Source organism: Actinoplanes utahensis, assembly GCF_016862455.1.
Taxonomy (GTDB): Bacteria; Actinomycetota; Actinomycetes; order Mycobacteriales; family Micromonosporaceae; genus Actinoplanes; species Actinoplanes utahensis.
This window is the reverse complement of the sequence record NZ_BOMZ01000075.1, coordinates 24,337-49,369: the sequence shown is the minus strand read 5'-3', so window position 1 is coordinate 49,369 and position 25,033 is coordinate 24,337. Positions and strand designations below refer to the sequence as shown.

The following is a 25,033-nucleotide window of genomic DNA, read 5'->3' as shown; positions in this document are numbered from 1 at the left end:
CTGTCAGCCCAGGGACTTCTGGATCACTTTGACGTCCTCACTGGCCTGTTTCGCCGCTTCGGCCGCGTCCAGCTGGCCGCCGGCGAGATCGTTGATCGCCTTGGGCACCGGCAGCTCACCGAGGGTGGCGCCGACCAGGGCGCCCTGCTTCTGCGGGAACCCCCAGCGCTGGAACGTGTCCGGGCTCTTGCTGAGGGTGTCGAGCACGTCCGCCGGGTAGATCTCGGCCAGCGGTTTCTTGGTGTCCACGCCGGCCGGCAGCGACTTCCAGTCCGCGGCGCCCTGGCGTACCGGGATCTTGCCCTCCGGGGCGATGGCGAGCCAGTCCGCGTAGCCCTCGTTCATCATGTACGCGACGAACTTCCGCGCCTGTTCGCTGCGCGGGCTCTCCCTGGTGATCGCCCAGCTGGTGATCTCGCCGAACTGGGCGGGCTGCCCGCCCGGGCCGGCGATGCCGGTGACCACCCCGGTGTTCTTCGCCAGCCAGGCCGGGTCGCTCTTGCACTGCGCGCAGGTGGGCAGGGCGTCGTTGCGGAGACCGGCCAGCTCGTCGAGCAGGAACGACGACCAGACGACCATGGCCGCCTTGCCGGAGAAGTACGTGGCCCGGGTGGTGTCGACGTCCTGGGCGCCCGGCACCGACCAGTTCTTCACCAGGTCGGAGTAGAGCTGGAAGGTGGCCACGCACTGCGGCGACTCCAGCTGCACGTTCTTGGCCTCGTCGACGAGCTGGCAGCCGTTGCCGAGCGCCAGGTTCTCGAAGGTCTGCTGGGTGAAGGCGTCGTTGCCGACCGTCGCGATGGCCATGCCGGCGACGTCCTTGGAGTTCAGCTTCTGCGCGGCGGCGCGGATCGCGTCGTACGTCTCCGGTTTCGGCAGGCCCGCGGCGTCGAAGAGGTCCTTGCGGTAGAAGAGCAGCTGTGCCCAGGCATCCGACGGTACGGCCAACTGCGCCCCGTCCTGGCTGGTCAGCTCCAGCGCCCGGGGGGAGAACCCGCTCGCGCCGAGCTGGTCGACCACGGCCTTGGCGGCTTCGGTGTCGACCAGCTCGTTGGTGTGCATCTGCGCCACGGCCGCCAGCGGCAGCGCGCCGACGACGTCCGGCAGGGTCCCGGCCGCGGCCGCGTTGGTGATCAGGTTGCTGAACTGGTTCTCGTCGGTCGCCACGAGTTTCACCTGGATGCCGGTGGCGGCGGTGAACTTGTCGACGATCTTCTGGGTCGCCTGCACCCGGTCGGTCAGGTTCTCCAGGCTCCAGACGGTGAGTGTGCCGCCGTCCTCACCGCCGCCGCCGTCGTCGCCGCACCCGGCGATTGTCACGCTGAGCATCAGGGCCGCTGCCGCAGCCGACCACCTGGACCTCGTCATCGAGACGCACCCCCGTTACGGATGGGTTACATCAAAGACGGTAAGTCCGGTGGGCGGGTTACGCGAGCCGAGCGTTCACCAGTTCACCGCGATGTACTTCGACTCCAGGTATTCGAGCAGCCCCTCGTGCCCGCCCTCGCGGCCGATCCCGCTCTGTTTCACCCCGCCGAACGGCGCCGCCGGGTCGCTGACCAGGCCCCGGTTCAGGCCGACCATGCCGGCCTCGATCGCCTCGCTGACCCGCAGCCCGCGCGCCAGGTCCTGCGTGTAGACGTACGCCACCAGGCCGTACTCGGTGTCGTTGGCGAGCCGCACGGCCTCCTCCTCGCCGGTGAACGCGACGATCGGCGCGACCGGCCCGAAGATCTCCTCGCGCAGGATCGGCGCGTCCGCGGGCACCCCGGTCAGCACCGTCGGCGGGTAGTAGAAGCCCGGCCCGTCCGGCCGGCTGCCGCCGGTGACCGCCTCCGCGCCACCGTCCAGAGCGCCCTTGACCAGGCTGTCCACCTTCGCCACGGTGTCCTCGTTGACCAGCGGGCCGACCTGCGTCTTCTCGTCCGTGCCCGGGCCGACGACGAGCGCGGACATCCGCTGCGCCAGCTTGCGGGCGAACTGCCCGGCGACCGGCGCCTCGACGAAGAACCGGTTCGCGGCGGTGCACGCCTCGCCGCCGTTGCGCATCTTCGCGATCATCGCGCCGTCCACCGCGGCATCCAGGTCGGCGTCGGCGAACACCACGAACGGCGCGTTCCCGCCCAGCTCCATCGACGTGTTCACGACGTTGTCGGCGGCCTGCGCGAGCAGGATCCGGCCCACCTCGGTGGAGCCGGTGAAGGACAGCTTGCGCACCCGCGGGTCGCGCAGCATCGCCGACACGACCCGGCCCGAGCTGCGCGACGGCAGCACGTTCACCACGCCCTCGGGCACGCCCGCCTCGGCCAGGATCGCCGCCATGGCCAGGGCGGTCAGCGGGGTGTCACTGGCCGGTTTGAGGATCACCGTGCAGCCGGCCGCCAGCGCCGGACCGATCTTGCGGGTGGCCATCGCGGCCGGGAAGTTCCACGGCGTGACCAGCACGCAGACGCCCACCGGCTGCCGGGTCACCAGGATCCGGTTGGCGCCGGACGGGGCGGTTGCGATCGCGCCGTCGGCCCGGACCGCCTCCTCGGCGAACCAGCGGAAGAACTCGGCGGCGTACGTCACCTCGCCCTTGGCGTCGGTCAGCGCCTTGCCGTTCTCCAGGCTGATCAGTCGCGCCAGTTCGGCGGCCCGCTCGGTCATCAGCTCGAACGCCCGGCGCAGCACCTCCGACCGTACCCTCGGGGCTGTCGCCGCCCAGCCCGCGCCCGCCGCGGCCGCCGCGTCCACCGCGGCGATCGCGTCCGCCTCACCGCCGTCGGCCACCGACGCGATCACGTCACCGGTCGCCGGGTCGTGCACGTCGAACCGGCCGCCCGCGGAGGCGGGCACCCACTTCCCGGCGATGAACAGTTCGGTCTCCACGGCAGCTCCTCACGTCGAAGGGGTCCCCCCGGAGAGCATCGTCCCCCGTGCAGGGTTGTGCTACGCCTCGACTGGGCACATGAAGTACATGGCTACGATCACTCAGCGCATCCAAGCATTCCTGCAGGGCCCGAACGGCCGCCGGCTGGCCGACCAGGGCCGCCGTCAGCTCGCCAAACCGGAGAACCAGCAGCGCCTCCGCAGCCTGTTCGCCCGGCTGCAGGGCCGTGGGCACCGCCGCTGACCCCGGCGGTCATGTGGTGGCGCGACGGAGTCGTCTATCAGGTCTATCCGCGTTCGTTCGCGGACGCCTCCGGGGACGGCGTCGGTGATCTGGCGGGCCTGACGGCCCGCCTCGATCACATCGCCGGGCTGGGCGCCGACGCCGTCTGGCTGACGCCGTTCCAGCGGTCGCCCCAGGCCGACCACGGGTACGACGTGAGCGACTACACCGACGTCGATCCCCTCTTCGGCTCGCTGGCGGACTTCGACACGTTCGTGGCCCGCGCCCACGGCCTCGGCCTGCGGGTGATCGTCGACATCGTGCCGAACCACTGCTCCGACCAGCATCCGCTCTTCCGGGCCGCGCTGGCGGGTGACCCGTCGGCCCGCGCCCGCTTCCACTTCGCCGACACCCCGAACGACTGGCCCAGCGTCTTCGGCGGCCCGGCCTGGACCCGGGTCCCGGACGGCTCGTGGTACCTGCACCTGTACGCGCCGGAGCAACCCGACTGGAACTGGCGTGACCCGCGGACCGCGCCGTACTTCGACGACGTGCTCCGGTTCTGGCTGGACCGGGGCGCCGACGGGCTGCGCATCGACGTCGCGCACGGCCTGTTCAAGGCCGACGGCCTGCCGTCGCTGCCGGCCGGCACGGTCCCCGAGCCCGGCCGGCTGCGCGGCAACCCGCTGTGCTGCGATCAGCCGGAGACCATCGAGGTCTACCGCCGCTGGCGGGCGATCACCGAGACGTACGACCCCCCGCGCGCCCTGATCGGCGAGGTCAACCTCGACCCGCACCGCGCCGCGGCCTACGTCGGCCCGGACCGCCTGCACCAGTCGTTCGCCTTCGAGTTCCTGATCGCCCCGTGGAACGCGCCCGCGTGGCGCGACACCATCACCCGCCTGCTGGCCCATCCCCCGGTGACCTGGGTCGTCGAGAACCACGACGTGGTCCGCACGGCCACCCGTTACGGCAACCCGGCCCGCGCCCGGGCCGCCCTGCTGACGATCCTCGGCCTGCCCGGCGCCGCCTACCTCTACCAGGGTCAGGAGTACAGCCTGCCGGAGGCGGACGTGCCCGGCGACGCCCGCCAGGACCCGGCGTGGCGGCGCTCCGGCTTCTCCCGCGACGGCTGCCGGGTCCCGCTGCCCTGGCCGGACGGATTCTCCCCACCCGGCTCAGCGCCACCGTGGCTCCCCGTCCCGGACTCCTGGGACGAGCATCTGGCGTCGCCGGCCCTGCCCCTGACCCGGGCCGCGATCGCCCTGCGCCGTGACCTGGCCCTGTCCCCCGACGACCCGGTCACCGTCACCGTCGACCACGACGACCGGCTGCTGGCCCACCGCCCCGCCCTCACCCTGGCCGTCGCCATGGGCGCCACCCCGGTCCCGCTGCCACCCGGGCGGCTCCTGCTCGCCAGCGGCCCCCTCACCCCCGGCGGCGCCCTCCCGCCGGACACCGCCGCCTGGATCGGCGCCGCAAATCCTTAGGTAGGAGGCCTGATCGTCCGATGACTCAAGTAACCCGTCGCGGCGAGTCCCCTCGGCGGTCATCGTCCTCGGGGAGTCACGCGTGTCCAGTCGCCAGTTCGTCACTTTCGAGGTCGCCGGCCAGTTCTTCGGCGTGGACGTGGACGCCGTGCAGGAGGTCCTGTCGTACAGCGAGTACACGCCGGTGCCGATGGCGCCGAGCGCGGTCGGCGGCCTGTTCAACCTCCGCGGGCAGGTGATCGCCGCGGTCGACCTGCGGGTGCAGTTCGGTCTGCCTCGCCGGGACATGTCCGGCCTGGTGATGAACGTGATCGTGCGGTACGCCGGTGAGCCGGTGAGCCTGCTGGTGGACCGGATCGGGCAGGTCGCCTACCTGGACGCGCAGCTGTTCGAGGAGCCGCCGGCGACCCTGACCGGCCCGTCCCGGGCGCTGGTCACCGGCGCGTACAAGACCGACGGCCGGTTGCTGCTGGTGCTGGACGTCGCCGAGTGCGTGAACACCGCCCGCGTCCCGGCCTGACCCGGCGACGACGGCCGGGCGGTGAACGGCGGACATGATCGCCGCCTAGGCTGTTCGGAGTGGCCAAGTACTTCGACGTGCACCCGGACAACCCGCAGCCCCGCAGCATCGCCCAGGTCGTCGACCTGATCCGCGGAGACGGGCTGATCGCCTATCCGACCGACTCGTGTTTCGCGCTGGGCTGCCGGATGGGCAGCAAGGACGCCCTGGACCGGATCCGGGCGATCCGGCATCTGGACGACCGGCACCACTTCACCCTGCTGTGTCATGACTTCGCCCAGCTCGGGCAGTTCGTGACGATCAACAACGCGCTGTTCCGGGCGGTGAAGGCCGCGACTCCGGGGCCGTACACGTTCATCCTCCCGGCGACGAAGGAGGTGCCGCGCCGGCTGCTGCACCCCAAGAAGAAGACCGTGGGGGTACGGATCACCGCGCACACCACCGCCCAGGCGATCCTGGCCGAGCTCGGTGAGCCGATGGTCTCCAGCACCCTGCTGCTGCCGGGCGAGGACGAGCCGATGACCCAGGGCTGGGAGATCAAGGAGGCCCTGGACCACGTGATCGACGCGGTGATCGACTCCGGCGAGTGCGGCACCGAGCCGACCACCGTCGTCGACCTGTCCGAGGGCGCCCCGGAGATCCTGCGGGTGGGTGCGGGCGACCCGGCCCGGTTCAGTCCGAGCGCAGCTTGAGCCGCAGGCCGGCCGCGCCCGGGTGGTCGAGTTTCTCCAGCAGCGCGAGCGCCTGCCGCCAGTGGGCGGTCGCCGAGGACGGGTCGCCGACGTGCGCGTACGCGTCCCCGAGATGCTGCTGGATCTCGGCCTCGTTGAGCAGGTCGCCGGCCGCCCGGTACAGGTCGAGGGCCCGCTGGTAGGCCGCCACGGCCCGGTCGTGGTCGCCCAGGTGGTGATGGGCCCAGCCGATGCTGTCGCAGGCGGCCGCCTCGCCGTACCGGTCGCCGAGCTCGCGCTGCAACCGCAGCGCCTCCTCGCAGTGCCGCAGGGTGAGCTCGGGGTGCCCGGCCCGGCCGAGGTACCAGCCGAGCGCGTTGAGCGCCCGTGCCTCCCCGCAGCGGTGCCCGGCCCGGCGGTAGAGATCGAGGGCGCGGGTGGTGAGGTCGAGGCAGTCCTGTTCCCGGCCCTGCTGCTCGCGGAGCCAGGTGAGACTGAACAGGGTGTGCGCCCGGCCGACCAGGTCGCCGGCCCGTTCGTAGAGACGCTCCGCCTCGGCGTAGTGCGGTTCGGCCTCGTCGTACCGGCCGAGCTGCACGTAACCGCGGGCCAGGACCCGCTGGGCGAGGGCTTCGGCGCGGACCTCGCCGCGCTGCCGGGCGGCGGCGACGGCGATCCGCTCCACGGTGACCCAGTCGTCCCAGTGGCCCTGCCGGTCCAGGAAGTCGATCACCACCCACGGCAGCTGCCAGCCGTGGTCGCCGTCGGCGTGCCGGATCAGCGCCATCAGGCCGGCGTGCTCGGCGGCGAACCACTCCAGGGCGGCGGCCTCGCCGCGGATCGACTCGGGCCGCACGCCCTCCGCGGGCGCGGCCAGGCGCAACGGTTCCCGCTGCGGGTCCAGGTGGAGCGCGGCCACGTGGCCGGTGTGCAGGTGGTGGTCCAGCAGGCGGCGGGCCGCGGGTTCGCGTTCGGTCGCGGTCAGGAGATCGGCGGCGTACGCCCGGAGCAGATCGTGCATCACGTACCGGCCCGGCCGGTGTCGCGTGATCAGGCTGGCCGCCACCAGCTCGTCGAGCGCCGCGACCGTCACCGCGTCGCCGAGCCCGCCGCCGGCCGGGGTGGAACAGCCGGCCAGCGAGGTCGCCGCGGCCACCGAGAGGTCCGGTCCCGGGTTGACGCCGAGCAGCCGGAACATCCGCTGCCCGGCGGGGCTGAGCGCGCGGTAGGACCAGGAGAACACGGTCCGCGGGTCGGTCTCGTCGCCGAGCAGCTCCGGATCCCCGAGGCCGGTCAGGCGGGACTCGGCGATCTCGGCGGCGAGTTCGCCGAGGGTCTGCCCGGCCCGCATCGCCGCCCGCGCCGCGACCGTGACCAGCGCGAGGGGCAGCCCGGCGGTGGCGGCGACCAGGGCGGCGACCGTGCACGGCTCGGCGGCGAGCCGGCCCGCGCCGAGCCGCCCGGCGAGCAGTTCGCCGGCTTCGCCGGGGTCGAGGGCGTCCAGCGGGACCGGCAGCGCGCCGTGTGAGGCGACCAGCCCGGTGAGCCGGTCCCGGCTGGTCACCACGGTCACGCAGTCGCCGGCGCCGGGCAGCAGCGGCCGGACGTGGGCGGCGTCGCGGACGTTGTCGAGCACGATCAGCAGGCGCCGCCCGGCGAGCAGGCTGCGCAGCAGGCCGGTGCGGGCGTCCAGCCCGGCCGGGACGGGGTGGCCGGGGGCGAGCGCGACGAGCAGGTTGCGGGCCGCCTCCTCGGGCGACATCACGTCCTCGCCGCGGTCGAAACCGCGCAGGTTGAGGTAGAGCTGCCCGTCCGGGAACCGGTGCCGGGCCCGGTGTCCCCAGTGCACGGCGAGCGCGGACTTGCCGACGCCGGGCGGGCCGGTGACGGCGGCCAGGCGCGGGCTGCCGGTGAGCACCCGGTCGAGCTCGGCCAGTTCGGCGCGGCGGCCGGTGAACGCGAGGGCGTCGGCGGGGAGCTGGGCGGGCGCGCCGGGGCGGAGCCGGCCGGCCGCCGCGGGCCCGGCCGCGCCGCGCAGGATGCGGGTGTGCAGGCCGGTCAGTTCCGGTCCGGGTTCGCTGCCCAGCCGGTCGGCGATGGCTTCCCGGGTACGCGCGAACGCCTCCAGGGCCTGCGCCGGCCGCCCGGCCGCGACCAGGGCGTCCATGAAGACCGCGACCAGGGCTTCGACGGTGGGGTACTCGGCGGCGAACGGGGCGAGCCGTTCGGCGACCTCCTCGGCGCGGCCCAGCCGCAGCGCGCACCGGCCGAGCCGGGTGAGGACGTCGAGCCGTTCCCGTCCGAGCGCGTCGCGCATCCGGGCCGCCCAGCCGCCGGGCACCCCGGCCAGGCTCTCGTCGTCCCACCCGTCCAGGGCGTCCAGCAGCAGCCAGGCGGCGCGGGCGTCGTCGCCGGCCTCCTCGGCGGCGCGCGCGGTGAAGACGAGCCGCCGGGCCCGGTGCAGGTCGACCATGTCGGCGGGGCAGTCGATCAGGTATCCGCCGGCGGTGAACCGGATGGCGCCGGCGCCGGGAACGGGGTCGAGGACGCGGCGCAGCCGGGTGGCGTACGGGGCGAGCGGGGTGGCCGACCGGGGTGGGGAATCACCCCAGATCCGGTCGATCAGGGTGCCGGCCGGCACCACCTGGCCGGGGGTGAGCAGCAGGGCGGCGAGCAGGCAGCGTTGTTTCCCGGTGCCGAGATCCACGCCCTCCGGCCCGTCGGACAGCCCTACCGGCCCCAGCAGACGCCAGCGCATCGCGTCGATCCCCCGTTGTTTCCTGTACCTGCCGCGATCGAGTGCGGGGTTGAAACCATTGCCGATGTGCAAGCGATTTGCAAACGGGAGCCGTCACCATGGTGCCCGCGTCCACGACGACCACGGGGGGTCGTGGACGTCCTGACGTCCATGGGGGGCGACGCCGGAGGCGGTCATGCCGCCTCCGGCACTCCCTCAGGCGAGGATCTCCAGGGGTACGGCTTCGGCCAGCGCCGCCGTTCCCGCGTCGTTGGGATGCAGTCCGTCGCCGGCGTCGAAGTCCGGTAGCAGGCGCTGCGGATCGGCCGGATCGCGCACCGCCGCGTCGAAGTCGATCACCGCGGGGTACTCCCCCGACGTCCGGATCCAGGCGTTGAGCTCCTCCCGCTTCGCCAGGTTGCTCCGGGTGGCGATGGGCTGGTAGGAACCGAACGGCAGCAGCGTGCCGCCGGTGATCCGGATCCCGGCGGCGGTGGCCCGGCGGATGAGGTCGCGGTGGCCGGCGATCAGCCGCGCGACCGGGATGTTCGGGTCGTGGGCGAGGTCGTTCACGCCGATCAGGGTCACCACGTCGCGTACACCGGGCTGGGTGAGCACGTCCCGGTCGAACCGGCGCACGCCGGGCGCACCGATGTACGCGTGCGGCGCCGCCCGCCCGGTCGGGTCCTCGTAACCGTAGAACAGCCGGTTGCCGCTGAGCCCGGCGTTCAGGACCCCGCGCGACCGGCCGGCCGCCCGCAGCCGAGCCGCGAGCAGGTCCGGCCAGCGGACGTTGGCGTTCTCGGTGGTCGCGATGCCGGAGGTGATCGAGTCGCCGAAGGCGGCGATGGCGGACACCCCGTGGGCGGTGCGGACGCTGACGCCGCGAACCCACAGGTATTCGTTGACCCGCCGGGCGCCGAGGAGCCGGACCACGGTCGTGGTGGTCTCGTCGCCGGGCAGGATCATGTTCGTCTGCCGGGCGCGCGGGCTGACCGTGCCGGTGACGGTGCGCTCCGGCAGATACAGGCTGAGCACGAGGTCCTCGCCGGGCTTGACGGCCATCCGCACGGCATCGCTGGTGAGTGCCTCGCCCGGTCGGAGGACGGTCTCGGCGGCGCCGCCGAAGGTGAGCGGGCGGTCGGTTCCCGGAACGGTGTCGCAGGAATCACCGACTCCGGCGCGCAGGGCGAGGCGGGCCGCGCCGATTCGTACCGGTTCGGCGCCGTATTCGTTCGTCAGGGTGACGCGGGGCAGATCGCCGCCCACGCTGACGTGGATCACCTGGCGCACGGTGTGGCCGCCCTCCAGGGTGAGCACCGAGGCGGGCGGCACAGCGGTCGGCACGCACGTCCAGGTGCCGACCCGGACCGGATCCGGGAAGGCCGCCTCGCTGGGCGTGGCCAGCACGACGGCCGCGGAGGTGCTGCCCAGCAGCAGACCACGGCGGGTCACCGCGCGATGCAACGGCGACCCGCCCGATGGCGACCAGCGCGGCGCCCCGGCGAAGGCGCCGAGCCGTCGGACGCGGTTCACAATTCCAGTAAAAGACCTTTTATCACCTATACGGGTAAAATACGTATAGTCGCGAAGACGCGTCAAGCTCTCCCCCGTGTATGGCTTCCCCCGGCAGCATGAGGAAGGTACACACTGCCGGAGAAGCCGTCACAAGGGCGTCAGCCTGTGGTGCACGTCAAGTTCTGCACCTGTGGGGCGGTGGCGCCCGAGGCGAGGAATCCGAACGTCACCGACCCGTTGGCCGGCACGCTCGCGTTCCAGTTCTCGTTGCCGACCGAGACCAGGGATCCGCTGCTGGTGGACTTGCCACTCCACACCTGGGCGAGTTGCTGCCCGCCGGGCCACGTCCAGGAGATGTTCCAGCCGTTCACCGGCGTCGCGCCGGCGTGCACCATGATCTCGCCCTGGAATCCGCCGGTCCAGGCCGAGGCGATGCGGTACATCGCCGTGCAGGCGCCGGGCTCGGTCGGGTCCGGCGGGGTCGAGGTGGAGGTGCTCGGCGACGGGCTGGTGGTGCCCCCGCCGCCGATGCCGGTGACCTCGCCGTTGCCACCGTCGAAGACCACGTCGGAACAGCCGTAGAAGGTCTCCTGGCTGTCCGAGCGCGACCACACCGAGTAGATCAGGTGCTTGCCGGTCTTGCCGGCCGGCAGCTTCCCGTTCCAGTAGTAGTGCCCGTCGTCGGTGCCCGGCCCGCCGTTCGCGGGCGGGTTGGTCACCTGGTCGAACGGGGTCGGCTCGAGGTCGCTCCAGGCCAGCGGCTTGGTCGGGTCGTACCCGTCCTTGGTGATGTAGAGGGAGAACGTGCCGGGGTGCTTGGCCCAGTTGTTGTACTTGAACTGGACGTTCGCGCCGGCCGTCAGGTGGGTGGTGGGCCAGTCGTTGCGGGCCAGGTTGAACCCGCTGAAGTTGTACGGCCCGCCGGTCCCGCCGCTGCAGAGCTGGCCGTCGGGAATGAACCCGTCGACCCGCCCGGCCCCGTCGGAGCGGAGCACGGCGAACCAGTTGTAGAGCGAGGTCACCCCGCTCTGGGCGACCGCCGCGGCGCAGGCCGGGTTCTTCGGCTCGATCGCTCCGGTCTGCGGGTTGCGGCCGTCCTGATAGCAGAACCAGGTGCGGCTGCCGGGGACCTGGATGGCCCCGTGCGCCTGTGCCGGTGCGGCCTGTACGGCCAGGATCCCGGCCGCGGCGGTGAACAGGACCACCGCGGCCATTCTCAGTGCTTTCTTCACATCGTCACCCTTGGGGGAAGAGGCGGGCGTAGTCGGCGTAGCCGGTGGCCACGTCGACCTGCGCCCAGAACCGGTGGTAGTTGAAGGTGGGCGCGGGGCCGCCCTTCAGATAGGCGTCGACCTTCCCGAAATCGGGGTCGCTGCGGTAGAAGCTGCGGATGTCGAGGAACGAGACGCCCGGCTTGATGACGTCGCCGTTGGGCATCTCGCCGGTCCAGCCCGGCGGGATGTAGATGCCCTGACCGGTGGCCGGGTCGTAGACGTCGTCCATCCGGTTGTAGTCGGCGCGGGTCTCGGTGACCGACACGCCCTTGTCGTCCTTGAACGTCCAGATCGCGTCGAGCAGGCCCTTGGCCGCCGCCTTGGCCTCGGCGTTGCCGGACTTGGCGGCGTAGTAGGTCAGGACCTTCGCGAACGAGCCGGCCACACCGAGGTCCTGGCCGTGGCTGGTGACCTCGACGTGCAGGTTGGTGTTGGCGGCCGGGCCGGCCGGGTTCCAGGTGGCCGGCGCACCGGTCCAGGCCAGGTCGGACGGGATGGAGAAGGTGTCCGCGCTGATGGTGCTGTTGGCCAGCGCCCACGGCACCCACTTGTCGAGCACCGCCTTGGCCTTGGCGTTGCCGGTCACGTAGTACAGCTCGGCGAGCCGCTCCAGGGACCAGGTCTGCATGCCGAACCAACGGTTGGACGGCGGGTCGGCGTAGACCGGGGCCTCGACGTACGCCAGGCCGTAGAACGTCGGGACGTTCGCGGGCCGGGCCGAGTAGTTGCCGTTCCAGCTGTTGGTCGCGCCACCGGCGATGGCGCCCTCGGACGACTGCAGCCACTGGTAGAACTCGAGCTGCCGGTCCATGCTGGCCTGCCAGTCGGCCTTCGCGGTCGGCGACTTCGGGTTGAAGGCGCTGACGTTGGACAGGATGTAGGCGGCCATCGGGTTCTGGTAGCCGAAGTGGCTGGTGCTGGACCCGATCCGCCACGCCCAGCCGGCGTTGGTGTCGTAGGCCCCGCCCCAGGCGTAGTACCACGACATCAGGTTGCTGGAGCTGTTCTTGCCGGTGCCGGCGGGGCAGGACGTGGACGCGCAGCCGGGCGTCTTGAAGTACTTGTCGTAGAACGAGTACCGCAGGTAGTCACCCATCTTGGCGGCGTTGGCGACCGCCGTGGTCAACTGCGACTGCTTGCCCTGGGCGGTGGCCCACTGGAGCGCCCAGTAGGCGACCTGCACCACGCGGGCGTCGGCGTCCGGGGCGTTGGTGTACTTCCACTGCTTGGCGTACGACGAGTCCTTGGTGAACAGGTCGAGGTAGCCGTTCGGGCCGCCGTGCGCGAACGTGTCGCAGGAGGGCTGCGGCACGGTCTCGAAGGTCGACTCCTGCGGGCCGCGTTGGAAGGTGTTGATGTACGCGACGCGGGTGGTCCCGTCGCCGCAGTGCCCGAAGCCGTACGTGTTGTCGACGTCCAGCAGCCAGTGCATGCCGTAGATGTCGGAGGTGCCGTACGTGCTCTTCAGCTCGTTGGCCAGCGGGTCCTGCCCGACCGAGACGCCGGGGTCGAGCTGCGACGGGTACTGGGAGGGCAGCGGGTGCTCGGCCGCGTACGTCGCCGGCTTGGACGGGTCGTACTTGTCGTTGGTCGGCTGGTCGGCGTGCGACGGGATGATGTACTTCTCCATCGTCGCCCAGGCGGCGTTGAACGGCGCCCAGTCACCGCTGACCTGCCCGTGCTCGGCCTCCAGCCACAGCCAGTAGCTGAACGCCTCGCTGGTGGTCTCGTGGCCGTGGTCGGGCGCCTCGTCGATCAGCGTCTCGATCGAGTGGTACGGCACGCCCTCCGGGCTGAAGTACCCGTTGGCCGGGTTCTTCAGGTCGTTGTAGAGCTGCGTGAACCGGGCGTCGACGGCGCCCTCCTCGACCACCGTGACGCCGAGCTGGGCCGCGGTGTGGCCGGACGAGGTGGCCGAGATCGTCGCCGTGGCGCCGATCGCCGCGGTCGTGGCGGCCGCGACCGTGACGGACTGGCCGGTGCTCCAGTTCGACGGGGTGAAGGTGAGCGTCGCCGGGGTGGCGGTGACCGCGGTGGATCCGGCGCTGCGCGCGACGGCCACGGTGACGTTCGCCGCCGGGGCCTTGCTCAGCGCGATCTTGTACGTGCCGCTCTTGCCGGGGGCGAGAGCCAGGGAGGTGGCGTCGGCGACGATGGCCGGGGTGGTGGCCGCGTCGACGAAGACCGGCACGTCGGCGGTGTTGCTCTTCGTGCCCGCGTTGTCGTAGGCGACCGCCTGCACCCGGTAGGCGGCGCTCTGCGCCGGCACCCCGTCCCAGGAGTACGAGTACGGCGCCGTGGTGTCCGTGCCGAGCAGCAGCCCGTCGTGGTAGAACTCGACCCGGCTGATGGTCTGCCCGCTCCCGGCGGTCGCGGTGGCCGCGATCGGGATGGACGCGGGCGCGGTGAAGCGGGTGTTCGCGGCCGGGCTGTCGATCGCCACGGTCGGCGCGTTCGCCGCCTGGTTGCAGGCCGTGCCGTTGAGGGTGAACGCGGCCGGCACCGGGTTGGCCGAGGTGAAGGTGCCGTTGAAACCGCTGCTGATGGTCCCGTTGGTGGGCAGCGACCCGTTCCAGGCGGCGTTGTTCACGGTGACGTGCCGGCCGGTCTGGCTGTAGACGCCGCTCCAGCCCTGCACCGCCTTCTGCCCGGCGTCCGGGAAGTCGAACTCGAGTTTCCAGGTGCTGAGCGGGTCACCGGTGTTCTTGATCTGGATGTCGCCGGTGAAGCCGCCCGGCCACTGGCTCTGCACCTTGTAGACCACGGTGCAGCCGGCCGCGGCATAGGCCGGGGCGCCGGCTGCCAGGACCGCGCCGGCGCCGAGAACGGCGACGCCGGAGGCGGCGAGCCTGCGTCGCAGGCGTTGTCTGAAGGGACTCACGGGGGTTGTTCCTCTCCGCCGGGGTACGGGCGGCGCCCAGTCGGACCGCGGGCGCCGCCGGGGCCCGGCCTACGGGGTGGTGGAACAGGTGATCGGGGACGGGACGGGGTTGGAGCCGGTGGTGCCGCCGAGGAATCCGACCGTGGTGGACGCCCCGGACGCGAGGGTGCCGTTGTATCCGGCGTTGACGACGGAGACGGCCGTGCCGGACTGGGTGGCGGTGCCGCCCCAGCTCTGCGTGACGGTCTGCCCGCTCGTGTAGGTCCAGCCGACTCTCCAGCCGGTGGTGGCGGAGGCGCCGGTGTTCTTGACGGTGACCTCGCCCTGGAAGCCGCCGGCCCACTGCCCGGTCACCCGGTAGGTGGCGGTGCAGCCACCCGGGGTGCCGGCCGAGACCGACACCGAGGGCGAGACGGACACCGACGGGGAGACCGAGGCGGAGATCGACGGCGTCGGGCCGGACGGCCCGCCCTGCCGGTCGGCGTAGAGGATGCCCCTGCCGTTGGTGCCCAGGTACACCCGGCCGTAGATGCGCGGGTCGCCGGCCAGGGCGTCACCGGCGTTGCCGTACTGATGCTGGTCGTCGTTGATCCGTACCCAGGCCGCGCCGCTGTTGTCGGAGCGGAACACCCCGTCGACGCCGTCGACCGTGCCGACCAGGAACACCGCGGGACGGGTGGCGCCGGGGGCGGCCTTGCCGAAGGCCACGTTGACGCCCTCGGTGACGCCACCGCCGACCGGTGTGAACGTCTTGCCGGCGTCGGTGGAGCGCAGCAGCCCGGTATTCCCGGCCACCCACACCTCACCGGCGGCGCCCGGCACGGCCTTGAGGTTCACCCGGCCCTCGCCCGGCATGGCGGCGCTGGACGCGGTGAAGGTGGCGCCGCCGTCGGTGGAGGTGTAGAGCTTGCCGGCGGCGTACCCGTAGAAGGTCTTGGGGTTCGCCCTGTCGCTCTCGACCTCGGCGCCCGCGGGGATGCCGGTGGAGGCGGTCCAGGTGCTGCCCCGGGTGGTGGAGTAGTGGACCCCGGCGCCGGCGGGCGACCAGACCACCGCGCCGGCGTCGGCGCCGACCGCGACCGTGCCGCCGCCGGTGACGCCGGACGGCTCCTGGCCCGGGTACCAGTTCTTGCCGCCGTCGGTGGAGATGCCGATGTGCGGGGCCGCCTCGGCGTTGCCGACCCGGACGAAGAACGCCGGGTCGAGCTCGGCGAAGTCGAGGCCGGTGTTGCTGCCCAGCGTCGGGCTGTCGTGGAAGCTCGGCTGCACCGTGTCGAGGTCGGCGTGGTGGAAGCCGCCGACGTCGCCGAGGGCGCTGACCAGGGGCGCGCCGGTGGGCGGGCTGGCCAGGTCCAGGACCGCGGTCTCCTCGATGCCCTTGGCGAACGGCTTGATGGTGAACGTGGTGTCGCGGTCCCAGTTGGTCAGCTCGGTGGTGCCGTACAGGGTGGCGCCGGTGCCGTAGAGCAGCCGGTCGGAGTCGAACGGGTCGATCTCCAGGCTCTCGTTCATCCAGCCCAGCTTCGGGGCGGTCTCCGGCGGGGTGGGGTTGCCGTTGAAGTCCAGCCACGGGTTGGCCGAGATGTCCATGGTGTAACGCTTCGTCTGGTTCGGGTAGCCGTTCCAGTCCCAGATCCGGGTCCAGGTGGCGCCGTAGTCGGTGCTCCGGAAGAAGATGGCGTCCGGCCACCAGGAGATCTGGGTGGCGACCATCAGGGTGCCCGGCTTCTGCCGGTCCACGGTCAGGCCGGAGTACCCGTGGTAGCGGTCGGCGGCCGGGACCGGCGAGATGTCGGTCCACACGCCGGTCGTGGTGTCCAGCCGGGCGACCTGACCGGCGGCCCCGTCGTACGGCCCGCCGGTGTCGCTGGTGGCGATGTACAGGTACCTACCGTCCACCACGCCCTTGTGCGCGAGGTAGCCGGTCGGCTGGCCGGGGATCCGCTCCCAGGTGGCCCCGGAGTCGAGCGACCGGTAGACCGGGTTCTCCTTGTCCGCCACGCCGACGTAGACGGCCGGCGACTCCGGGTCGAAGGTGACCCAGGTCAGGCCCTGGTTCTGGCTCTGGTAGCCGCTGGGGTCGGACGGGTCGGCCACGTAGTTCCCGGCGTTCGGGAAGCCGGCCACCTTCGCCCAGGTGGCGCCGTAGTCGGTGCTGCGCCACAGTCCGTTCCCACCCTCGGCGGCGAAATAGACCTTCCGGTTGTCGTGCGGGTCGACCGCCAGCCGCTCCCCCATGCCGCGGCCGGGCATGTTGCCGCCGACCTTGAACGGCAGCATGGTCCGCTGCCAGGTGGCGCCCTTGTCGGCCGAGCGCAGGACGGCGCCGTTGTTGGGGTCCCAGGAGTTGGTGTACATGCCGACGGCGGCGTAGACCCGGCCGGTGTCGACCGGGTCGGCGGCGATGCTGAGCACGCCGTTGTGGCCCCAGTCGTCCTGGCCCACCCAGTCGAGCAGCGGGGTCCAGCTCTGCGCGGACCGATCCCAGCGGTAGGCGCCGCCGATGTCGGTCCGGGCGTAGACGAGGTCCTTCTCGCCGTGGTTGAAGACGATGCCGGGGATGAAGCCCCCGCCGTCGATCCGGACGTTCTTCCAGGAGTAGGGCTCCGCGGGGGCGGCGGCCGCCACGTGGGGGCCGGAGGCGACGGCGACCACGGTGGCCGCGGTCACCACGGCGGCGAGGAACACGCCGCCGAATCTGCGTGCGGGGGTACGCATCGGGGACGTCCCTTTCATAGAAGAGCATGCGTATAGACGACAATGAGTGGGAGCGCTCCCAGAAGCGTCTTCCGTTGTCATCGCCCTGTCAAGAGCCGGAAACTTCCCGGTGACAGTCGGGCGATGAGGCACGGCGACCGGATTGATCGCGGGTGACCCAGGGAATGAAGACGACATTCAGTGACAAAGAAGAGGCGAATCGCGTGTGTATCATTCGGCCGGAACACGCAGGCCGGCACCAACCGAGGAGCCGGCCGGCCGGCCCGGAAGAGGCCGGTTAGGCCACGATCCGAACACGTGGCGTAACCGCGGTCCGGCATAGCGGTGGAGGAGATTGCATGAAGGTTTGCGTTGTCGGTACCGGCTATGTCGGCCTGACCACTGGCGTCAGCCTGGCCTTCCTCGGTCACGAGGTCACCTGTGTGGACCTCGACCAGGCCAAGGTCGACATGTTGCGCGGCGGCCGGTGCCCCATCTACGAGCCCGGGATGGAGGACCTGCTCGCGGAGGCGGCGCCGAACCTGACGTTCACCACCTCCTACGAGGAGGGCGTGCCCGGCGCCGACGTGGTCTTCGTGGCGGTGCAGACGCCGTCGGCCGCGGACGGCAGCCCCGACCTCCGTTACCTGCGCAGTGCCGCGGAGAGCGTGGCACAGGCCCTCGACCACGACTTCACCGTCGTCGTCAACAAGTCCACCGTGCCGATCGGCAGCGGCAACTGGGTCGACGCCATCCTGCGCGACTCCTTCGCCACCCGAGAGGACCGCCCGGCCGGCGCCGAGTTCGCCGTCGCGTCGAACCCGGAGTTCCTGCGTGAGGGCAACGCGATCGCCGACACCCTCTACCCGGACCGGATCGTCATCGGCTCGGACAACCCGCGCAGCCTCGAGGTGCTCAACCGCCTCTACCGGCCGATCATCAACCAGACCTTCACCCCGCCGACCTTCCTGCCGCGCCCCGAGGACGCCAACGCGGTCCCGCTGGTCTCCACCGACCTGGCCTCCGCCGAGCTGATCAAGTACGCGGCCAACGCGTTCCTGGCCCTGAAGATCAGCTACGCGAACGAGATCGGCCAGCTCGCCGCCAAGGTCGGCGCCGACATCACCGAGGTCGCCCGTGGCATGGGCCTGGACCAGCGGATCGGCTCGCGGTTCCTGCAGCCCGGCGTCGGCTGGGGCGGCTCCTGCTTCGGCAAGGACACCAAGGCGCTGATCGCCACCGCCGCCGAGTACAACCTCGAGATGCCGATCGTGAAGGCGGCGCGTGAGGTCAACAGCCGGCAGCGCGCGATCGCCGTGGAGCGGCTCCAGGACGAGCTGCGCATCCTGAAGGGCCGCAAGATCGGCCTGCTGGGGCTGGCGTTCAAGCCGAACACCGACGACCTGCGCGACGCGCCCGCCCTGGACATCGCGAACTCGCTGATCGCCCGGGGCGCCCGGGTCAAGCTGCACGACCCGGTGGCGGCCGAGCGGTTCCGCGCCGAGCAGCCCGAGCTGGCGGCGTACCTGAGCCCGACGATCGACGACGTGTTCGCCGACTGCGACGCCGTGGTGCTGGTGACCGAATGGGCCCAGTACCTGGAGCTGGACTGGTCGAAGTTCGTCGGCCTGATGCGGACGCCGATCCTGCTGGACGGCCGGCACGTGCTCGACCCGGACCGGATGCGCCGGCTCGGCTACCGTTACGTGGCGGTGGCCGGCTAGACCGTTACGCCGGCGTACGTGTGCCGTACGCGACCCCACCGCCGTGGCGGCCTCCGGGCTGCCGCGGCGGTTCCTTTTTGGGGGCTCTGGTGACGGATAAGCGCATAGGTTCCGCGAGGCCCCAACAAAACCGACTCACACCATACGGGATAACCGTTTAGTCCGGACAAATATGGGTATAGCGGCGCGAAGAGACTCGGGTGTCGGTAGGCTCTTCCGCCAATCTTCTTAACCGGTTAAGGTGCCGAAGGGTCGCAGCGATATCGTTACCGACTCGATCGCGCGGAAATCATTGCGCAACTTGCTGGTTACCTCTTGACTGTTGGTCAAGAAGCGCTTCGGACGGCGGCGTCGCAAGACGCCGGAGGCGCTATGACATAGGGAGCGGTATGTTCGTTCAACGTGGGAGTTCGCGTTCGCGGGTCGCGATCGCCGGTGCCCTCAGCATGGGCCTGGTCTTCGGTCTCAGTGCGTGCGGTGACAGCAAGGACGAGGAGCCCGGCACCGGCGCGACCTCGCTCGCAGCCATCGACTGCACCCCTTACAAGGCGTTCGGCGACCTGACCGGCAAAGAGGTCTCGATCTACACGGGCATCGTGACTCCGGAGGACACCCCGCACAAGGAGTCCTACAAGCCCTTCGAGCAGTGCACCGGCGTCACGGTCAAGTACGAGGGCGACAAGGCCTTCGAGACGCAGATCCTGGTCCGCGCCGAGGCCAACAACGCGCCCGACGTCGCCTTCGTGCCGCAGCCCGGTCTGCTCCAGCGCCTCGTCCAGACCGGCAAGGTCAAGGAGGCTCCGGCCGAGGTCGCCGCGAACGTCGACAAGTTCTGGGGCGCCGACTGGAAGGAGTACGGCTCCGTCGGCGGCAAGTTCTACGCCGCCCCGCTGGGCGCCAGCGTGAAGTCCCTGGTGTGGTTCTCCCCCAAGGAGTTCAAGGACAGCGGTTACGCCGAGCCGAAGACCCTGGCCGACCTGAAGGCCCTCACCGACAAGATGGTGGCCGACGGCAAGAAGCCGTGGTGCGCGGGCATCAACTCCGGCGAGGCGACCGGCTGGCCGCTCACCGACTGGATGGAAGACTTCATGCTCCGGCTCTCCGGCCCGGAGACCTACGACAAGTGGCTGAAGCACGAGATCCCGTTCAACGGCCCCGAGGCCACCAAGGCCCTCGACGCCGTCGGTGAGTACCTCAAGAACGACAAGTACGTCAACGGCGGCTACGGCGACGTCAAGAGCATCGCCAGCACCACCTTCCAGGACGGCGGCCTGCCGATCCTCGAGGGCCAGTGCTCGCTGCACCGCCAGGCGTCCTTCTACGCGGCCAACTTCCCGAAGACCGCGAAGGTGGGCCCGGACGGCGACGTCTTCGCCTTCTACCTGCCGGGTGAGACCGCCGACAGCGCGCCGGTTCTGGGTGGTGGCGAGTTCGTCGCCGCGTTCGCGGACCGTCCCGAGGTCAAGGCGTTCCAGACCTACCTGTCCAGCGACACCTGGGCCAACGTCAAGGCGAAGGTCTCGGCCGGCTGGGTGACCGCCAACAAGGGCCTCGACCCGGCGAACCTGCAGAACCCGGTCGACAAGCTGTCCGCCGAGATCCTGCTCAACCCGAAGGCGACCTTCCGCTTCGACGCGTCCGACCTGATGCCCGCCGCGGTCGGCCAGAACACCTTCTGGAAGCAGACCACCGCCTGGCTCACCGGCCAGGACACCAAGACCACGCTCGACAAGATCGAAGCATCGTGGCCGAAGTAATCGGTTAGCACACAGGGGCCGGTCGGGACATACCCGACCGGCCCCTGGCAGTCCGATCACTTTTGTTCTTCACTGATCCCCTTACCGGAAACTCGCCAGGGAGGAACGGGCCGCGTGTTCACCACCGCCTCCACCACCAGCGACAAGTTGCTGCAGATGGTCGCAGCGATCTTGTTGTTCGCCGCCATCATCGGCCTGATCCTGTTCATCGCCAGCCGGTTCACCGGCAAGAGCGACCGGGCGGTCGCCGCGCTCTATCTCGCCCCCGTCGTCGTCATGCTGAGCGTCGGGCTGCTCTACCCCGGTCTGCGGACCGTCTACCAGTCGTTCCTCGACGCCTCGCTGCAGAACTTCGTCGGGTTCGACAACTATCAGCGGATCATCGAGGATCCCGAGCAGCGACTCGTACTCCGCAACACGTTCTTCTGGGTGCTGGTCACGCCGTTCGCGGCCACCGGCATCGGCCTGCTCTACGCGATCCTGGTCGACAAGGCCAGGGGTGAGGCGTTCGCCAAGGCGCTGATCTTCCTGCCGATGTCGATCTCCGGCGTGGCGGCGACGGTCATCTGGAAGTTCATGTACGAGTACCGGCCCGACCAGAGCAACATCAAGCAGATCGGCGTGATCAACCAGATCATCGTGCTGTTCGGCGGCAAGCCGCAGCAGCTGCTGATCGATTCGCCGCTCAACACGTTCCTGCTCATCGCCATCATGATCTGGATCCAGGCCGGTTTCGCGATGACGGTGCTGTCGGCGGCCATCAAGGCGATCCCGGACGACATCGTGGAGGCGGCCCGTCTCGACGGCGTCACCCCGTGGGGCATGTTCCGGTTCGTCACGGTGCCGGCCATCCGGCCGGCCCTCGTGGTCGTCCTGACCACGATCGCGATCGGCACCCTCAAGGTCTTCGACATCGTGCAGACCATGACCGGTGGCCGGTTCGACACGAGCGTGATCGCCAACGAGTTCTACAGCCAGGCCATCCGCACCGGCGACCGGGGCTTCGGCGCGGCGCTCGCGGTGGTGCTGTTCGTCCTCGTGATCCCGATCGTCGTGTACAACATCCGCCAGCTTCGCCGTTCGGAGGCGTGATGACCACCGAAGCACCCCTCACCACCGCGCCGGTCGGCGGGGCCGTCAAGAAGGTCACCACCCCGGCCGCCGCCGCGAAGAAGAAGCTGTCGTCGCCGTGGGCGTCGCTGGCCGCGATCGTGATCGCCGTCCTCTGGACCGTGCCCACGTTCGGGCTGCTGGTCACGTCGTTCCGGCCCGAGGCGGACATCAAGAAGACGGGCTGGTGGACGTTCTTCTCCAACCCGCTGGTGACGTTCGAGAACTACGAGGCCGTCTTCGGCGCCGAGGAAGGCGTCAACCTGGCCGACTACTTCCTGAACTCGCTGATCATCACCATCCCCTCGGTGATCATCCCGCTGTTCCTGGCATCGCTCGCGGCGTACGCGTTCGCCTGGATGAACTTCCCCGGCAAGAACCTCCTGTTCATCGTGATCTTCGCGTTGCAGATCGTTCCGCTGCAGGTCACGCTGATCCCGCTGCTGACCTTCTTCGTCGACGCCGGCCTGGCCGGCACGTTCTGGACGGTCTGGCTGGCGCACTCGACGTTCGCGCTGCCGCTGGCGATCTACCTGCTGCACAACTTCATCAAGGAAGTGCCGTCCAGCCTCATCGAGGCGGCCCGGATCGACGGCGCGGGCCACGTGTCGATCTTCTTCCGGGTGCTGCTGCCGCTGCTGACCCCGGCGCTGGCGGCGTTCGGCATCTTCCAGTTCCTCTGGGTGTGGAACGACCTGCTGGTCGCGCTGACCTTCACCGGCCCGCAGATCTCCCCGATCACGGTGCAGCTGTCGAACATGACCGGCACCCGCGGCACCGCGTGGTACCTGCTGTCGGCCGGCGCGTTCGTCTCGATGGTCGTCCCGGTCACGGTGTTCCTCCTGCTCCAGCGCTACTTCGTCCGCGGCCTGCTCGCGGGCAGCGTCAAGGGCTGACCCCCGGGGACAGAAGATGAGGGCCGCACCGGGAATCCGGTGCGGCCCTTCCTCATGACGGGACCGCCCGCGGCCTGCGGAACGCGATCAGGCAGCTGAGAACCAACAGGATCATCGGGATCAGGTACGCCGTACCGACGGCCGTCGCGAGTTCCGGCCGCAGTGCCGCACGCGCCTCCGGACCGAGCGCCAGCATCCCCGCCACCCCGTCCGGCAACCGGGCCGAGACCGCCATGCTGAGCGTGATCGCCACGACGGCCCCGCCCGCCGCCGACGACAACTGCTGAACCAGCGCGAACAGGGTGGTTCCCTGGGGCGTCTCGGCATGATCCAGGTCCCGCAACGAGAGCGTCATGGCCGGCATCAGCGTCGCCCCGGAACCCGCACTGAGCAGCACCGACGCCGCCACGATCCACGGATACCCGGCGTCGGTGACACACGCCGTGAGCAGACCCGCCCCGCCCGCCGCGCCGAGCGCCGTCCCGGTCCGGATGATCCACCGGCCCGGGATCCGGTCCACCAGGCGGGTCGCCACCTGCGCCACCAGCCCGACCGTGAGCGCCGACGGCAGGGTCAGCAGCCCGATCAGCGCCGCCGGGTCACCCCGGACACCCACCACGAACAGCGGCAGCACGGTCATCGAGCCGAAGTAGGCGGGACCGAAGGTGTTCAGCACCCCGAGACCGGTCCGGACCGGCCGGTGCCGGGTCAGGCGCAGGTCGATCAGGGGATCGGCCTGGCCGCGGGCGCGGCGCACGAAGACCGCCAGCATGCCCGCCCCGGCCGCCAGGAGCCCGAGCCCGGCCACGAACATCGTGCCGAGCGGCTGTTCGAGCAGGGTCCCGCCGAGCACCGCCAGCACCGCCCCACCGGAGAGCAGCACCAGCCCGGCCCAGTCCACCGGGCGGCGGGCCGCGCCGCCCGGCGCGGACTCCACCGCGGACGGCGGCGGAGCGGAAACGGTGGGCAGGACGCGGGCGCACACCGCGAGGGCGAGCACACCGACCGGAACGTTGATCAGGAAGATCCAGCGCCACGAGGCGACGTCGATCAGCCACCCGGCCAGCAGCGGCCCGAGCACCGGGCCGATCACCAGCGGCAACACCAGCAGGCTCATCAGCCGGCCACGCGCGTCGCGAGGGGCGGCCCGCAGCGCGATCGCCATGGCGACCGGGTTGAGCAGGCCCCCGCCGAGGCCCTGCAGGAACCGGAACACCGCCAGCGACACCATGTCCCACGCGACGCCCACCAGGGCCGAGAAGACGGTGAAGACCAGCAGCGCCACGAGATAGACCCGGCGCGCGCCGAAGCGGTCCATCGACCGGGCGGCGAGCGGGATCACCGAGACCAGCCCGAGCAGGTACGCGATCGTCGCCCACTGGGCGGCCGGCAGCGGCACGTCGAGTCCGGCGACGATCGCCGGGACGGCCACCGCGGTCACCGTCGTGTCGACGACCACCATCAGGCCGCCGAGGGCGAGGCTCAGCCCGATCGCCCGGGTCCGCCGGTCGAGCCCGCCGGACCGCCGGCCGGCATCCGTCCGCCGCCCGGTGGGCGTTGCCGGCCGGCCGATGCGCAGCCCGGCCATCAGCGGGCGTACGGCTGCTCGCGCCGGGCCGTCCGCAGCACGCCCGCCCACCAGCCGAGCTCGTGCAGTGCGCCGTCGAGCATTCCGGCCACCTCCTCCGGCGGCTGGTAGCCGGCCGGGGTCAGGTGGTCCCACGGTCGTGCCAGTGCGGCGACCCGCCGGGTGGTGACCATGTGCAGCTCGGCGAAGACGGCCCGCAGGTGCTCGGTGGCCAGCAGCCCGCCCTGCACGCCGTAGGACACCACGGTGGCCGGTTTGAACATCCACTCCCGGTAGTGCCAGTCGATCAGCCGTTTGAGACCGGCCGGGTAGCTGTGGTTGTACTCGGGCGTGACGAACACGTACGCGTCGGCGGCGGCGATCCGGCCCGACACCGGTGAGCCGGAGCTGCCGCCGGGGCGCAGTTCGGCGTCGTCCGGCAGCGCGCACTCGGCGCAGTCGATCAGGTCCACCTCGACGGTTCCGCCGGCGGCGGCCCGGAACGCCGCCCATTCCGCGACGGTGCGGCCCATCCGCTGGTCACGGACGCTGCCGGCGATCACCGCGATCCGCAGCGGCCGGTCCGGCGAGCCGTCGCCGGTGTCGGGGACGGTGGGCGATGCGGCGAAGGATGTCTCACTCATGACGCCAGGCTCGTCGTTCAACCATTGTTGAAGTCAAGGGCGGGCCGGAGCAGGATGGGGACATGACCATACCGGGCACGACCACGTACACCCTCACCGTCGGCGAGGTCGCCGCCGCCAGTGGCGCGGCTCCGTCGGCGGTGCGCTTCTACGAGCAGCACGGTGTCATCCAGGCCGTGCGCACCTCCGGCGACCAGCGCAGATTCAGTGCGGACGCGGCGTGCCGGATCCGGGTGGCGAAGGTCGCGCAACGGGTCGGCCTGACCGTCCGGGAGATCGCCGACGTCTTCGCCGACCTGCCCGAGGACCCGGAGCCCGGCGACTGGGGCCGGATCGCCGACACCCTGGTGCGGGAGGCCGAGGAACGGATGGCGGCGCTCCGCGCGCACCTCGAGCAGATGCGGTCCGGCGGCAGACTCTGCGAGATGTGAGGGCCGGCCCCGGGTCTCCCCC

Annotated in this window: 18 protein-coding genes; 9 read left to right on the top strand and 9 right to left on the bottom strand. The window is 71.1% G+C overall.

From position 1 onward, the window contains the following. Positions 1-3: 3 nt before the first annotated feature. Together Aut01nite_RS25590 and Aut01nite_RS25585 are read right to left on the bottom strand one after the other, a co-directional pair. The gene (locus Aut01nite_RS25590; protein WP_043522503.1) at positions 4-1,368 is read right to left on the bottom strand and encodes an ABC transporter substrate-binding protein; all 1,365 of its coding nucleotides are present in this window, start codon (positions 1,366-1,368) and stop codon (positions 4-6) included. A 75-nt stretch (positions 1,369-1,443) separates the two neighbouring features. Then, complete coding sequence (locus Aut01nite_RS25585; protein ID WP_043522502.1) at positions 1,444-2,871, bottom strand: NAD-dependent succinate-semialdehyde dehydrogenase; 1,428 nt, start codon at positions 2,869-2,871, stop codon at positions 1,444-1,446. A 79-nt stretch (positions 2,872-2,950) separates the two neighbouring features. On the opposite strand from Aut01nite_RS25585, the gene Aut01nite_RS25580 reads away from it, so the two are divergent. The 4 genes from Aut01nite_RS25580 to Aut01nite_RS25565 all read left to right on the top strand — a co-directional run bounded on the left by Aut01nite_RS25580 (position 2,951) and on the right by Aut01nite_RS25565 (position 5,796). Then, complete coding sequence (locus tag Aut01nite_RS25580; protein WP_173476635.1) at positions 2,951-3,115, top strand: hypothetical protein; 165 nt, start codon at positions 2,951-2,953, stop codon at positions 3,113-3,115. An 11-nt stretch (positions 3,116-3,126) separates the two neighbouring features. After that, the gene (locus tag Aut01nite_RS25575) at positions 3,127-4,584 is read left to right on the top strand and encodes an alpha-amylase family glycosyl hydrolase (RefSeq protein ID WP_043522500.1); all 1,458 of its coding nucleotides are present in this window, start codon (positions 3,127-3,129) and stop codon (positions 4,582-4,584) included. An 82-nt stretch (positions 4,585-4,666) separates the two neighbouring features. Next, the gene (locus Aut01nite_RS25570; RefSeq protein ID WP_043522498.1) at positions 4,667-5,104 is read left to right on the top strand and encodes a chemotaxis protein CheW; all 438 of its coding nucleotides are present in this window, start codon (positions 4,667-4,669) and stop codon (positions 5,102-5,104) included. Positions 5,105-5,163: 59 nt separating this feature from the next. Beyond that, complete coding sequence (locus Aut01nite_RS25565; protein ID WP_043522497.1) at positions 5,164-5,796, top strand: L-threonylcarbamoyladenylate synthase; 633 nt, start codon at positions 5,164-5,166, stop codon at positions 5,794-5,796. Here Aut01nite_RS25565 and Aut01nite_RS25560 read toward each other — a convergent pair. From Aut01nite_RS25560 to Aut01nite_RS25540, 5 genes are all read right to left on the bottom strand, one after another. Next, a complete protein-coding gene (locus tag Aut01nite_RS25560) occupies positions 5,777-8,533 on the bottom strand; it encodes an AfsR/SARP family transcriptional regulator (protein WP_204037678.1) in 2,757 nt (918 codons plus the stop codon). The two genes, Aut01nite_RS25565 and Aut01nite_RS25560, sit on opposite strands and share 20 nt — an antisense overlap. A 195-nt stretch (positions 8,534-8,728) precedes the next feature. After that, positions 8,729-10,048, bottom strand: coding sequence for an SGNH/GDSL hydrolase family protein (locus Aut01nite_RS25555; RefSeq protein WP_152628482.1), 1,320 nt, complete (start codon positions 10,046-10,048; stop codon positions 8,729-8,731). 140 nt (positions 10,049-10,188) lie between these two features. Then, positions 10,189-11,244 carry a lytic polysaccharide monooxygenase auxiliary activity family 9 protein gene (locus Aut01nite_RS25550; RefSeq protein ID WP_043522496.1) on the bottom strand — a complete coding sequence of 352 codons (1,056 nt, stop codon included), beginning with the start codon at positions 11,242-11,244 and terminating at the stop codon, positions 10,189-10,191. Between the two features lie 22 nt (positions 11,245-11,266). Next, positions 11,267-14,185: a glycoside hydrolase family 48 protein gene (locus tag Aut01nite_RS25545; RefSeq protein ID WP_236642513.1), complete on the bottom strand. Its 2,919-nt coding sequence runs from the start codon at positions 14,183-14,185 to the stop codon at positions 11,267-11,269. Positions 14,186-14,254: 69 nt separating this feature from the next. Then, complete coding sequence (locus Aut01nite_RS25540; RefSeq protein WP_083998486.1) at positions 14,255-16,903, bottom strand: cellulose binding domain-containing protein; 2,649 nt, start codon at positions 16,901-16,903, stop codon at positions 14,255-14,257. Positions 16,904-17,241: 338 nt separating this feature from the next. Here Aut01nite_RS25540 and Aut01nite_RS25535 point away from each other — a divergent pair, with 338 nt between their 5' ends. The 4 genes from Aut01nite_RS25535 to Aut01nite_RS25520 all read left to right on the top strand — a co-directional run bounded on the left by Aut01nite_RS25535 (position 17,242) and on the right by Aut01nite_RS25520 (position 22,369). Further along, entirely contained in the window at positions 17,242-18,606 is a 1,365-nt protein-coding gene (locus Aut01nite_RS25535; RefSeq protein ID WP_043522493.1) for a UDP-glucose dehydrogenase family protein, read from the top strand. Between the two features lie 389 nt (positions 18,607-18,995). Beyond that, complete coding sequence (locus tag Aut01nite_RS25530) at positions 18,996-20,363, top strand: ABC transporter substrate-binding protein (protein WP_043522492.1); 1,368 nt, start codon at positions 18,996-18,998, stop codon at positions 20,361-20,363. 156 nt (positions 20,364-20,519) lie between these two features. Then, positions 20,520-21,455: a carbohydrate ABC transporter permease gene (locus Aut01nite_RS25525; protein WP_052163210.1), complete on the top strand. Its 936-nt coding sequence runs from the start codon at positions 20,520-20,522 to the stop codon at positions 21,453-21,455. Further along, the gene (locus tag Aut01nite_RS25520; RefSeq protein WP_043522490.1) at positions 21,455-22,369 is read left to right on the top strand and encodes a carbohydrate ABC transporter permease; all 915 of its coding nucleotides are present in this window, start codon (positions 21,455-21,457) and stop codon (positions 22,367-22,369) included. The genes Aut01nite_RS25525 and Aut01nite_RS25520 overlap by 1 nt, the downstream gene beginning before the upstream one ends. Positions 22,370-22,421: 52 nt before the next feature. Here Aut01nite_RS25520 and Aut01nite_RS25515 read toward each other — a convergent pair whose 3' ends face one another. Both Aut01nite_RS25515 and Aut01nite_RS25510 read right to left on the bottom strand, forming a co-directional pair. Next, the gene (locus Aut01nite_RS25515; RefSeq protein ID WP_152628481.1) at positions 22,422-24,008 is read right to left on the bottom strand and encodes an MFS transporter; all 1,587 of its coding nucleotides are present in this window, start codon (positions 24,006-24,008) and stop codon (positions 22,422-22,424) included. After that, a complete protein-coding gene (locus Aut01nite_RS25510; protein ID WP_083998484.1) occupies positions 23,957-24,580 on the bottom strand; it encodes an NADPH-dependent FMN reductase in 624 nt (207 codons plus the stop codon). The genes Aut01nite_RS25515 and Aut01nite_RS25510 overlap by 52 nt, the downstream gene beginning before the upstream one ends. 62 nt (positions 24,581-24,642) lie before the next feature. Between Aut01nite_RS25510 and Aut01nite_RS25505 the strand changes: the two genes are divergently transcribed. After that, a complete protein-coding gene (locus Aut01nite_RS25505) occupies positions 24,643-25,011 on the top strand; it encodes a MerR family DNA-binding transcriptional regulator (RefSeq protein ID WP_043522489.1) in 369 nt (122 codons plus the stop codon). Positions 25,012-25,033: the final 22 nt, after the last annotated feature.

Bases quoted from the DNA above. Each gene is read 5' to 3' on its own strand.
- Aut01nite_RS25590 (WP_043522503.1), bottom strand. From the start codon at position 1,368: ATGACGAGGTCCAGGTGGTCGGCTGCGGCAGCGGCCCTGATGCTCAGC.
- Aut01nite_RS25580 (WP_173476635.1), top strand. From the start codon at position 2,951: ATGAAGTACATGGCTACGATCACTCAGCGCATCCAAGCATTCCTGCAG.
- Aut01nite_RS25575 (WP_043522500.1), top strand. From the start codon at position 3,127: ATGTGGTGGCGCGACGGAGTCGTCTATCAGGTCTATCCGCGTTCGTTC.
- Aut01nite_RS25560 (WP_204037678.1), bottom strand. From the start codon at position 8,533: ATGCGCTGGCGTCTGCTGGGGCCGGTAGGGCTGTCCGACGGGCCGGAG.
- Aut01nite_RS25550 (WP_043522496.1), bottom strand. From the start codon at position 11,244: ATGGCCGCGGTGGTCCTGTTCACCGCCGCGGCCGGGATCCTGGCCGTA.
- Aut01nite_RS25540 (WP_083998486.1), bottom strand. From the start codon at position 16,903: ATGCGTACCCCCGCACGCAGATTCGGCGGCGTGTTCCTCGCCGCCGTG.
- Aut01nite_RS25535 (WP_043522493.1), top strand. From the start codon at position 17,242: ATGAAGGTTTGCGTTGTCGGTACCGGCTATGTCGGCCTGACCACTGGC.
- Aut01nite_RS25530 (WP_043522492.1), top strand. From the start codon at position 18,996: ATGTTCGTTCAACGTGGGAGTTCGCGTTCGCGGGTCGCGATCGCCGGT.
- Aut01nite_RS25525 (WP_052163210.1), top strand. From the start codon at position 20,520: ATGGTCGCAGCGATCTTGTTGTTCGCCGCCATCATCGGCCTGATCCTG.
- Aut01nite_RS25520 (WP_043522490.1), top strand. From the start codon at position 21,455: ATGACCACCGAAGCACCCCTCACCACCGCGCCGGTCGGCGGGGCCGTC.
- Aut01nite_RS25510 (WP_083998484.1), bottom strand. From the start codon at position 24,580: ATGAGTGAGACATCCTTCGCCGCATCGCCCACCGTCCCCGACACCGGC.
- Aut01nite_RS25505 (WP_043522489.1), top strand. From the start codon at position 24,643: ATGACCATACCGGGCACGACCACGTACACCCTCACCGTCGGCGAGGTC.